This is a genomic window from Streptomyces sp. NRRL F-5122, assembly GCF_001507435.1.
GTDB classification, from domain to species: domain Bacteria; phylum Actinomycetota; class Actinomycetes; order Streptomycetales; family Streptomycetaceae; genus Streptomyces; species Streptomyces lannensis.
The window spans coordinates 81,070-92,055 of the sequence record NZ_LMWH01000236.1 but is presented as its reverse complement, the minus strand read 5'-3'; the positions used below and the strand labels follow the sequence as shown (position 1 = coordinate 92,055).

The 10,986-nt window shown below is 67.9% G+C and carries 9 protein-coding genes; 2 read left to right on the top strand and 7 right to left on the bottom strand.

What is annotated here, in order from left to right; translation table 11 throughout:
- Window positions 1-1,338: 1,338 nt before the first annotated feature.
- The 3 genes from ADL25_RS24590 to ADL25_RS24580 form a co-directional block, all read right to left on the bottom strand.
- A complete protein-coding gene (locus tag ADL25_RS24590) occupies window positions 1,339-2,646 on the bottom strand; it encodes a hypothetical protein (protein ID WP_059129980.1) in 1,308 nt (435 codons plus the stop codon).
- Window positions 2,647-4,038: 1,392 nt separating this feature from the next.
- Window positions 4,039-4,503, bottom strand: a complete 465-nt coding sequence (locus tag ADL25_RS24585) for a hypothetical protein (protein ID WP_159044999.1) — start codon at window positions 4,501-4,503, stop codon at window positions 4,039-4,041.
- A gap of 339 nt (window positions 4,504-4,842) precedes the next feature.
- Window positions 4,843-5,277: a hypothetical protein gene (locus tag ADL25_RS24580; protein WP_159044998.1), complete on the bottom strand. Its 435-nt coding sequence runs from the start codon at window positions 5,275-5,277 to the stop codon at window positions 4,843-4,845.
- A gap of 28 nt (window positions 5,278-5,305) precedes the next feature.
- Here ADL25_RS24580 and ADL25_RS49115 point away from each other — a divergent pair, with 28 nt between their 5' ends.
- Window positions 5,306-5,449: a hypothetical protein gene (locus tag ADL25_RS49115; RefSeq protein ID WP_159044997.1), complete on the top strand. Its 144-nt coding sequence runs from the start codon at window positions 5,306-5,308 to the stop codon at window positions 5,447-5,449.
- Window positions 5,450-5,488: 39 nt separating this feature from the next.
- Here ADL25_RS49115 and ADL25_RS24575 read toward each other — a convergent pair whose 3' ends face one another.
- The 4 genes from ADL25_RS24575 to ADL25_RS24560 all read right to left on the bottom strand — a co-directional run bounded on the left by ADL25_RS24575 (window position 5,489) and on the right by ADL25_RS24560 (window position 8,623).
- Complete coding sequence (locus ADL25_RS24575; protein ID WP_059129977.1) at window positions 5,489-6,061, bottom strand: hypothetical protein; 573 nt, start codon at window positions 6,059-6,061, stop codon at window positions 5,489-5,491.
- A 64-nt stretch (window positions 6,062-6,125) separates the two neighbouring features.
- Window positions 6,126-6,695, bottom strand: a complete 570-nt coding sequence (locus ADL25_RS24570; protein ID WP_059129976.1) for a ribonuclease HI — start codon at window positions 6,693-6,695, stop codon at window positions 6,126-6,128.
- 226 nt (window positions 6,696-6,921) lie between these two features.
- Window positions 6,922-8,205 carry a DNA sulfur modification protein DndB gene (locus tag ADL25_RS24565; protein ID WP_059129975.1) on the bottom strand — a complete coding sequence of 428 codons (1,284 nt, stop codon included), beginning with the start codon at window positions 8,203-8,205 and terminating at the stop codon, window positions 6,922-6,924.
- An 88-nt stretch (window positions 8,206-8,293) separates the two neighbouring features.
- Window positions 8,294-8,623, bottom strand: coding sequence for a hypothetical protein (locus ADL25_RS24560; RefSeq protein ID WP_059129974.1), 330 nt, complete (start codon window positions 8,621-8,623; stop codon window positions 8,294-8,296).
- A gap of 207 nt (window positions 8,624-8,830) precedes the next feature.
- Here ADL25_RS24560 and ADL25_RS24555 point away from each other — a divergent pair, with 207 nt between their 5' ends.
- Window positions 8,831-10,984 (top strand): N-6 DNA methylase, encoded by a 2,154-nt coding sequence (locus ADL25_RS24555; RefSeq protein WP_234381028.1) that lies wholly within the window; start codon window positions 8,831-8,833, stop codon window positions 10,982-10,984.
- The last annotated feature ends 2 nt before the right edge of the window (window positions 10,985-10,986 follow it).

The following is a 10,986-nucleotide window of genomic DNA, read 5'->3' as shown; positions in this document are numbered from 1 at the left end:
CCGCCACCCGGACAGAATGACGCCCACGCGCCGTCCAACACAGCATCCGGACGGCGCGTCACATCACAACAGGGCAAACGTTGCCTGATGCGGCACTAGAAGACTCATGAAGATCTTGGGGTTCTGGCCCCGCCGCTCACACGGTGGGGCCAGAACCCCAAGATCTTCATGAGTCTTCTAGGCGGCCGGATCTCTCATACAACGAACGGCCCCGGATCGAGTAAGTATCCGGGGCCGTTCTCTTGCCACCGTACCCGATCACCGCTCGCACGGCGGGTCGCTCGGTGACACGCTTGGAGGGTGGGCGTATCAATGGCCTGGGGTTCGGACTGGGCCGGGCAGGCTGGGGCGATGCTGCCAGACGTTGACGCGTGCTGCGTGGCCCTCCGTGGCTCTGTGCGGCGCGCCCTGCGTTGGCTGTCCCCTGCCTGGCGAGGCTGCATCATGAAGCGATCATGTCGTGAGCTGCAGTCCCGTATGGATACAGAGGGACGAGCCGCTTTGGCGGCAGGGCGACGCTGGGAGGCACGCAGCGGACCCATCTGGGTGAGTCTGGCCCCCATGAAAACGAAGAAAAGCCCCCAGCCGTAAGGCTGGGGGCGATTCTTTTCATTCTCTCAACCGGTTGCGTCCAGGGAAGTGGTGTACGGGTTCGACCTGATCCGGGGGTTTGCTCCGGCGTTGGGATGAGGCCCGCATAGATGAACGGCCACCGGCTGATCTTCGAGGTGTCGAAGCCCGAAGGAGATCAGCACGATGACCGCACCTGACAGTCTGAGGCATCGTCGTGCCGAAGAGGGTTCGGAGTCGTCCCGACGGCCACCGGACCGCCACGAAACACACCGCGAAGACGGTGCCGCTCTTGTTCGAGGTCTCGTAGACGAGGAGATCCCAGGCATCCGCTCCGCAAGGTCCGCCGCACGCGTCACCACGCTATCGGCGCCGGCAGACAGCGGGAAGACAGTCGTGCTGCGGTCCTGGATCCGCGAGACAGGCCTGGCGGAGCGTGCCGCGTTTGTCTCGTCCAGCGGGGGGAGAGTGATCCGCAACGGTTCTGGATCGCTGTGTGCGACGCGCAGCGCCCAGACAGGGCCGGTAAGACGTCCAGAGGCCCACTCCGGCGGGGTTGGGCCTCTTCGCGACGCAAGGTCGGTGCGCTGGAGGCGTTTTCGACTCCCGGCGCCGAGCTGGCAGGATGCCCGCCTTTGGCCGACGAGCTCGCCGACGGGTCCTGTCTGGGGCCAGGCGGAGCCGGACGGCGGAGCCTGTCAATTCCGTTGAGGCACGTCAGGCTGCGTCCCCGCACCACTCACCAAGTGAGTGCGAGCACGCCTACGCCTACGCGGGCAGCGCAGGGAACACGACCACCGAGCCGTCCTTGTTGCGGGCAATCTCAATCGCCACGTCTGTCGTGCGGCTGTTGACCACGACGCCGTCGCCCAGCTTGCGAATCCGGTGTGCCGCACGCATCAGGCGATCGACTTCACCGGTCGTGATGACGGGGAGCAAACCGCTCGGGCCTGCCAGCTCCAGCGCCGACAGGCGCACCAGGACACCGGCGATGCTCGACTCCAGTTCGTCGAGGCGCTGCTGGTCGCGCTTGAGTGCGCGGGTGAAGTTCTTGAACGGATTGCCGGGGTCGCTCTGGGCGCTTTCGACTGCCTGGAGGATGACGACCCGCCGCATCAGCGCGATGGCCAGCGAGGCGAGTTCGAGGTGGGCGCGGAACGTGCCGCCATGGTCGTCGACGCCGGGGAACGACTTGGTCAGCGTGTCGAGTTCGACGGCCTTACCCTCGGGCAGGTTGTCGAGCGCGCTCTGCCATCGGGCGAGGCGGAGGTCGGCTTTGCCCAGCGCCGTGTCGATGGTGTGCACCGCCGAGTCGAGTCCCAGCGAGACACCGAGCTTGCCCTCGTCGAGCAGGATGGCCGTGGCCTTGTCGATGGCGGCACGGCTGCCGTTGAGTGCGCTGTGCTCGTCGTCGAGCTTGTCCTGCTGAAGTTGCTCCAGCAGTTCCGTGATGTGTTCGATGGCCTGCTGGCGCTTGTGGTCGGCGTGCGCGCTCACCCCGACCGCCACAGCCATGAGCACGAGCGGAGCGGCCACGGTGAGCACCGTACCGCCGGCGGCCGCGACGCCGGCGGTCGCACCGGCTCCACCGACCGCGCCCGCTGCCGCCGCTCTACCGACCGGCACGAACGTCGCATTGGCGGCGATGCCCGTCGAGTTCATGAGTGCACTGTGGATGCCGCCGGTCGCCGCCTTCGACGCCATCGAGCAAACGAGGCCCTGCTCGAACTGGGCGGCTACCTTCGCCGGGACCACCATGCGGTACAGAATCTCGCCGGAAGCGGTCGCTCTGGCCGCCGTAAGGGAACTTCGCGTCGATTGCGTGATGAACTGTGACAGGTGCTGCGCCAGGGGACTCGCGGCGTCGAGCGAGAGGCCCTTGGCGCGGTCGATTTTGGCGGGCAGCGGATGTGCCTCAAGGGTGACGATCGGCTCGTCGGCCAGGACGGCCAGCACTCCGCGCAGTTCCGTCAGGCGCTCGGCCGTCATCGACTCGCCTGCGGTCAACCCTGGCACTCGGACGTCAGCGGTCGCGAGCGTCCACACGGGCACGGTCGTCTTGCGGTCGTCAGTCATCGTCTCCCCCTTGTTTTCCATCGTCAGCCTGCGGCTGACGTTCGACAGAACAGCATGAACCTTGTGTATTCAACTACGGGCACCGTGCGCCGGTGAAGTGACGATCGGGCTGCGGGAGGGTGTCCCTCACCTGCGGCGATCTGGGTTGTCCAAATCAAGGGCGCCGCGAAGCGAGGGAAACTCAGAAGCCGACGAGTAGGCCCTCGCCCGCTTGCCCAACAGCGTGTGGACGTGCGCCCTGCGTCAGGACGGCAACCGCACGACATGAGCGGCCCTCGACGGCGAGCGGTCGCCCTCAGCTCCGCCAGCTGGAGCGGGCCGCGGGGGCTCGGCCCCTGCGCAGGCTTACTCCGCGCGCGGTGCCGGGCGATCAGCTAGCAACGGCAACGGCCATCCAGTGCCAAGGCCTCCCCGCGCGCCGACCGCTGAACTCGCCCAGGGTCCGCCACCCGCTTCGCCATTTCCCCCGGCCGTGGTACTTGGCACGGCAGGAGCAGGTACACAGAAAGCCCTGGGCGTTCTGGCAGGATGAGTTGCACCTTTCACGCGGGTTGTACTCACGGCCGATGAGGATGCTCGGGTACCTGCGGAGCAGCTCCCGGCTTATGCGGGGGAAGTGTGCGCTGGCAACCGTCCAACACCCCTCGTGGCCGTTCCACCGAAACGAACGATCACTTCCGAGCCAGTCCCTGAGTTTCCGCTCGTGCTCCCACATCGTGTGAGCCGGAAACCAGACACCGAACCACCCATTGGCGGGCAAGCCGATTGTCGGCAGGTGCTCACCCTCATAATTCGGGATCCACTCAGGGGGCTTGAGGTATACGGGCTGCTTGCGCCGATCATGCCCGCGTCTCTTGCCCGCAATCTGCTGGCTCCGTCGAGGCCCGGGCCCCCACTCGACCGACACGTGTGCGGCGAGCTGACCGGAGGCATGGCAGGGGAGACGGCTTAGCAGCCTGTCATGGGCGACCACGCGACCGTCCTGGTCGACTTCGATGGAGCTGCGGCACTTCAAGCATGTGCGGATGGGCCTTCCGCCGCCCACAAGCACCCCCATAGATCGCTGACTCTACTGAGCGTCCTGCAACGACTGTTGATCGACATCGGGTCCCACCACTGCATCAGGGGCCTTTCAGAGGCGATGGGGTGGTGTGTTTCGTAACCACCGCCCCGCCAGACACGACGGAGCAGATTGGCGGACGACCTGCCCGTACGCCGGGGCTGAACTCTCCGGCGCCCGAAGTCGACTGCACCGGCCACTTGCGGGTCACGTAGTGTTTGCGGCCCACGCCGCCTGACCCGCAGGCCGGCGCCGAGCACCGCAAGTCATGGCGCATCGCACCACCGTCCAAGTGAAGGTCACCCGCCCCGTGCCGGCGGGGAGCAGAGGCGTCAGTTCGTCTCTGCCACGTCCGTTACCTTTCCGGTGATCTTGGTCCCGGAACCCGCGGTGGACAGTGACGAGGGGTAGTACTCCATCGACGTTCCGTCGGTCAAACTGATCGTCTCGATGACCGGCCCGCTCTCGTCACCGCTGATCTGGTAGGTGATCTCGTACGTCTTGTCCGGGTCGATGGGCAAGATGCCCTCGTAAGACAGGTCCGGTTCGACGTCCACGTTGCACCCGGCCGAGCCGAAGCAGTGCTTCCGCTTGATCGTGAGTTTCATCGTGAAGTCGGAGGGTCTCGGGTCGGCGTACGCCGGGGTCTCCGTGGCAGGGTCCGACACCGGCTCCGGGGAGACGGTTGCCGCCGAGGTGGACGGAGTCGGAGCAGCGGCATGCGGGGCGGCGCTGCAGGCCGTACCAAAGGGCAAAGCTGTCAGGGCTATAGCGGCGAGCAGCTTACGACTGGTCACGTGCGATCCTCTCCAGGTATGCGGCGTATGCCGGACGTATTCGTTTCGGTGGCAGAGATTTCCGATGCGCCTGTGATCCCAGCCGCGCATCACCCCCGCGTAGGCGAAAGCGCGCCAGCGCCGTGGGGCCGCGACGGTGGCGAAGCCGACGAAGGGAACCAGACCGTGCAGGACACCGACTCACCACTGCCGGGCAAGTTACGCAAAGGTGCCGGTACTCCGGGTGCCGCGCACTCAGCACAGACTGAGCCTGGCGAGGGAGTCGACGGCCTCGTAGACAGGAACGGCGCCCAACGCGCCCACGTTGATGACCTGCAGATCGGCGCAGAGCGCCGCCGGTCAGGGCGCGGGATCGGCCTTGGCGGTGTCGTTGACGTTGGTCAAGCAGGCCTTCATGAAGTCGTCGCGGTCGACGGTACCGCCGTTGGACTCCTGGGAGACCTGGGCGTACTCCTGCGAGCAGGTGCTGTCGCTCGGGGTATAGGTCATGCTGCCGTCGTCGGCGTACACACCCCCCGATATCACCCCGGACGCATAGGCGCCGAGAAGTATTGAGCGGCCAAAGACAGGCTTGTCCACAGTCTTGGTGACCGTATGGGTGACGACCTTGGCCGGGCGAGACTCGGCCTGATGAGCGCGGTGGTCGGCCGCAGCCGCCTTGCGGCGGGCGGCGGCGAGCGCAGAGTGGGTACTGACGTGGTCCACCGTGGCCGCGGTGACGGACAGGGCGGTCAACCCGCAGGCTGCAATGGCAATGACGTTGGCTCGTTTCACGGTTGTCCTTCAGGTAAGGAATCGGAGGGTGAAAACCACGCAGCAGGTCGTGGCCGGGGGCGGCGCGGAGGCGGCGGATCATCGCCTCGCCGCCGCACTCGAAGGCGTACTGACCCGCACGGGCAGCCAGTCAGCCGACGTCGGTGTCAATCCACTTGCCGCTGAAGAATGAGCTGCCACCGCGCCACCGTCACGGCCTTGGCCGAAGAGATCAGTAGTTGGCGTTGGCGATGAGGTCGCCATCCCGGCCGTAGACGCTGACGAGCCCGTTCTTGGACTCGTAGCAGGACGTGAACGCAGAGGCGATGAGCTTCGCGTCACCCTGGTTGTCGCTCATAAGCCCCCCAGTGAAGTCGGTGTAGACCTCAGCCGAGTCCAGGATGTCGTTCCGCTTATCCGCGCCGGTCACCTTCGTCACGTGCTGGACGGCCTTCTTCTCCGTGGCCGTACCGGACTTGGCGACGCAGGCCTTGAACTGCTCCGCCTGCGTCTTCGTCTTCTGCGTGGGCGTCGCCTCGGCCTTGTCGGACTCCGGCGTGCGGCCGACGGCGACGGCCTTGTCCTTGGCGCCGGTGTCGGTGGAGTCGCCGTTTCCGCCGCCGGCCGCGGCGGCGATGCCGATCAGAACGAAGAGGGCGACGACGCCGAGGCAGCCGAAGCCGACGATCTTCCCTGCCTTCGACTTCTTCGGCGGCTGCGGCTGGAACGGCAAAGTGCCGTAGCCCTGCTGCTGCGGGCCGCCCCAACCGGGCTGGGGCTGCTGCGGGTACTGCTGCTGGCTCATGGTCCCCCCAGGGGATGTAGATGCACCTTGCGGGTGCGTGTGACTTGTGGAGATGGAATGTGCGTCAGGCGGCCCGGGAGCGCCGGTAGTCGGCCAGGGCGCCGGAGGCCCACAGCGGGACCAGGCGCGGGAGTTCGGTGCGCGGGACGGCGCCGCGCGCGCAGCGCAGGCCGAGCTTGGCGAGGGAGTCGGCGGCCTCATTGAGGGGGTGACCGGCGTGGGCCTTCTCATGGACGAAGGTCAGGTGCGGGGTGTACTCGGCGAGCAGCTGCAGCTTGACCAGGCTGGGGCGGCGGCCCTGGGAGCGCAGGTGAGTGTCGTAGCCCTCGGGCATGTCCGTCCCGCCCTGCTGCCAGCTGTGCAGGTGCCGCAGCGCCTGCAGATTGTCCACGCGGACCTCGATGGGCTGGCCGGGGTGCGTGTGGAGGACCGCCTTGAGACCCCAGTACACGGCGCGCAGTTCGGTGACGACCACGCGGGAGCGGGGGCGTACGAGGTACTTCGGGTAGAGGTGGGCGCGCAGGCCGGTGTGGCCGGTGGTGGCGAGGTAGCCGGAGGCCACCCGGTCCGGGCCGACGGAGGCGTCCGTGGCGAGCACGATCGGCCCGGCGACGGCCTTGACCTTGTCGTTCACGCACACATGGCGGTGAGTGGATGTGGCGGGGCGGCGGGGTGCGTGGGCGAGAGGAGAACGACGACCCATGACTGTTGTTGCCTCCTTGTCTTCGCAACAGAGCAGCGGGAGAGAGGGCGAGCGGCGCGTGGCGCCCGCCGAACTTGGCCGTGTGGGTCAGGCGTCATCACGGTGTCGCGATGACCCCTGAAATCCGCCAGATGTGGACGGGCTCGTAGCTGGTGGGTCAGATGGCAGCCGGGGCCTTCCTGTACCAATCGGTGATCACCTTGGTCAGGTGCACGACGTTCTGCTGCCGCATGATCGGGGCGGAGGCGTTCGGCTCGAAGTCCTCGTTCGCGTCCGTGGTACGCCAGATGCTGTCCTCGGTGACCGGGGCAGTCATGTGCCGGTCGAGCCGCTTGAAGAACTCCTGGATGTCGCCGTCCTCGGCTCCGGCCTCCCGCAGGTTGCGGTAGACGCCGCCCAGGACGCGGAGCATGCCCACCGACCCCAGGAGCGAGGACTCGCGCAGCCTCATGGCCTTGGTAGGGGGCGCCGGCGGCTCGTTCTTCTTCTTGTCGGAGAGCGCGGGGTCGTAGTTGTCCACGTCCTCCTCGGTGATCTCGGCGAGCGCGGTGAACGCGATGGAGATGACGTCCAGGAAACCGCGGACGCTCTCGATGACCTCGTTGTCGGTCAGCGACTCGACCTTTTTGCTGACGCGGCCACCGGGGCCGGCGATGACAGCCCGCGTGATGTCGGCGACGTGCTTGGCGCCCATCAGGTTGCGGTTGGCCAGCGTCATCCGGTCCCGCTCGATGTCGATCTTGCCCAGGAAGAGGGGGTGGGTGACGATGTCGCTGAGCGTCCGGTTGGCGATGCGCGAGGTGTCGAATCGGGCCCGGACGGCACCGGAGATGCCCTTGGCGTTGTCCGCGACGTCAACGAACATCTGCTGACCCTTGACTCCGTCGGGCTCCACGTAGATATCGATGCCGACAAACTCGTCCTTGAGCCGCTGCATCCGGCCGATCAGAACCTCACGGTCCTGCTCCAGCTTCGCCTTCTTGGCCTCGTTGGCACGGTGGATCTCCCGGTCGATGCGGGAGACCTCGTCAGTAATGCGCTTCTTCTCCAGGTGAACGCCGAGGATGCGGTGCTGGCCGTCGATCGTGATCAGGCGTCCGATGCCGCCGATGGACCACGGGACGGTGAGGTAGCCGACCGAGCCGTCTTCGCTGATCGGCTCGAAGCGACAGCCGCCGGTGTCGCGGATGAGGAGCGCCGGAGCCACCCAGCCGGGGTTGTCGGCAAGGTACTGGCCGAAGCCCTTGGCGTGGGTGATGTCCACCTTTCGGTTGTCAGGGTCCGGCTTGGCCGGGTCGGGGATGGTGAGGATGACCGAGAGGTCGGAGAGCGGGATACGCGTTGTGTAGACGGTCCGGCCGCCCTGGCTGGTGCGGATCGCCAGGTAAGTGGACTCCTCACGCACCAGGGAGAGGCGCGACGAGTCGACAGTGATGGTCATGGATGACTTCCTTTCCGAGCAGGTAGCCCTCGGAGGGCACGGAGACAGGGCGGGCAGCGCGTGACGTCCACCGGGTGGGGCATGCAGGTCAGGCGCCTGCGACGTTCGGCGGGTGGACCTGGCCGTAGACGGTGAGGAACAGCTCCAGGTCGGCGCGTTCTTCGGGCGCGGCGTGACCGGAGGTGAGGCGGGCGCGGGCATCGCGGTGGGCGCGGCGTAGGTAGCCGATGCCTTCCAGGTGGCGCCACAGGAGGCGGAATGCCTGCTGGTGGTCGTAGAGGGTGGTCTCGTAGGACGTGCCGGTGATGTGCCGGGCCTGGATCAGCAGGGCCCGGAAGTTCTCCCCGGCGTCGCGTTTCGGCACCTGTGCCAGGTGGCGGTGGTACACGGTCAGTTCGGGCTCCCCCGTCTCGGTCAAGCAGGTTTCTCCACTCGTGAGGCTTCGTTTGCTGTCCTGGGGCAGGCCGAAGTGGCCGAGAAACGGCCCCGGGGGCGCTTCCGCCGACACTGCCCGCCGGAAGCGTCTACAGATAAGCATCATGGTGAAAGCACTGTCAAACGTGTTCACGAACTTAATCGCTGGTGTAGAGTAGGCGCTGTCCCCGACGAGAGGTAAGAACACGTCATGCCCCAGCCGTCAGCCCAGGTGACAGCCGCGGAGATCTCCCGCATCGCGGGGGTCACGCGCGCCACCGTCAGCAACTGGCGCCGCCGGCACGAGGACTTCCCAGCACCAGCCGGCGGCACCGAGACCAGCCCGCTCTACGACCTGGAAACCGTGCGCGCATGGCTGAGCTCCCGCGGCCAGACCGCCGCCGCCGCCCCCGCCGAGGAGCTACGCACCCTGCTGCGACTGCGTCCCACGGGTGCTGGCTCAGCCGTACCGCTGCTCCCTCTCGTCCTTGCCACCTCCCGCCGCACACCGGAGGAGCTGACCGCGCTGGCCGACCTGCCGGATGCCGACCTCGCCGCACGGGCGGACGCCGCCGTCGCCGATCTCGCCGACACAGTTCCGCAGACCGAGGCCGCCCCCTTCACGGCAGCTGACGCTGGCATCGTGCGGGCGCTGATCCACTGTGTGCGAGAGGAGAGCGCCCAGGCCGCCCTCGATGTGCTCGCAGAGCGGGAGCTGGACGACAGCGCCTCGACCGGCACCTACCAAACCCCCAACCGCCTGGCCGACCTCATGGCCCGCCTGCTTCCTGCGGACACGGCCCGAGTCCTGGACCCGGCGTGCGGCAGCGGCACCCTGCTGGCCGCCGCCGCACGCCACGGCGCCCGCGAGCTGTACGGCCAGGACGCCCTTCCGGTCCAGGCCCAACGCAGCGCGGTACGCCTGCTGCTGGCCACACCCGACGCGGCGGTGTCCGTGCAGGCCGGCGACAGCCTGCGCCACGACGCCTTCCCGCAGCCTCCAGTCGACGCGGTGCTGTGCAACCCGCCCTACGGCGACCGCGACTGGGGCCACGACGAGTTGGCCTACGACCCCCGCTGGGCCTACGGCGTCCCACCACGCATGGAATCCGAACTCGCCTGGACCCAGCACGCCCTGGCCCACCTGCACCCCGGCGGGTACGCGGTGCTGCTGCTACCCCCCGCCACCGCCGCCCGCGCCTCGGGCCGCCGCGTGCGCGCCGAACTGGTACGCAGCGGCGCCCTGCGCGCCGTCGCAGCCCTGCCGCCAGGCACGGCCACGCCCCTGCACATCGGGCTCCAGCTGTGGATCCTCCAGACCCCCGAGCCGAACGGCCCCGACCGCGCCTCGGTGCTGTTCGTGGACGCCGGCGCCGAGCGGCAACAGGAAAGGCCACGCAACCGGGCCGAAAGCACGCTGGGCTCGCTTGGAACGCCCCGACGCCGCGACGCCCTCGACTGGGACGAGTTGACCGACACCGTGCTGGACCACTGGACGGCCTTCCGCTCCAGCCCAGAGTCCTTCTCAGACGAGCCCGGCGTCGCCCGCGCCGTTTCCGTATTGGACCTCCTCGACGAGGTCGTCGACCTCACCCCGGCCCGCCAGGTCCGCGCCCTGCCCGCCGACATCGACCCAGCCCAGGTGGCACGGCAAACCGAAGACCACCGCAAGCAGCTGACCGAGCACGCCGACCTCCTCGCCGAGGCCGCTCAGGGCACGTGGCAGCCCACCGGCGACTCCCCACGGCAGTGGCGCACGGCCACCCTCTCCGACCTCGCCCGCGGCGGCGCCCTGGAGATCCTGCGGGCAGCGACCGAAACCCGGGAGAAGACCGAGGGCGCGCAATGGAGGGCCGAGAACGCCGGACGGCCGGTCCTCTACGGCACCGACATCGCGGACGGTGTACCCGCCTCCGGCACATTCCTGGACAGCATGCCCTTGAAGGCGTCACCGGTCATCGCCGAAGGGGACATTCTGGTACGCGTGTTCACAGGGGACGGCGGAAGCATGGCCAGACTGGCCGACGAGCAGGACGTCGGCGTGCTACTCGGTCATGACCTGTACCTTCTGCGTCCCGACCCGACACGATTGGACCCCTGGTTCCTTGCGGGATTCGTCGGCGCGCACGACAACATCACCGGGGCATCCACCGGCAGCACCACCATCCACCTCCAACCCGGCCGGCTGCGCGTACCGCTGGTGCCTCTGCAGGAGCAGCGCCGCTACGGCGAGGCCTTCCGCCGTGTCTACGAACTACACACCGCGGCCCGCCAGGCCACCGAACTGGCCCACGAGTACGCGGACCTCCTGACCACGGGCCTGACGGCGGGGGTGCTGCTCCCACCCGAAACTGCATCGGCCTGACG

Bases quoted from the DNA above. Each gene is read 5' to 3' on its own strand.
- ADL25_RS24575 (WP_059129977.1), bottom strand. From the start codon at position 6,061: ATGAGCCAGCAGCAGTACCCGCAGCAGCCCCAGCCCGGTTGGGGCGGC.
- ADL25_RS24565 (WP_059129975.1), bottom strand. From the start codon at position 8,205: ATGACCATCACTGTCGACTCGTCGCGCCTCTCCCTGGTGCGTGAGGAG.
- ADL25_RS24555 (WP_234381028.1), top strand. From the start codon at position 8,831: ATGCCCCAGCCGTCAGCCCAGGTGACAGCCGCGGAGATCTCCCGCATC.
- ADL25_RS24590 (WP_059129980.1), bottom strand. From the start codon at position 2,646: ATGACTGACGACCGCAAGACGACCGTGCCCGTGTGGACGCTCGCGACC.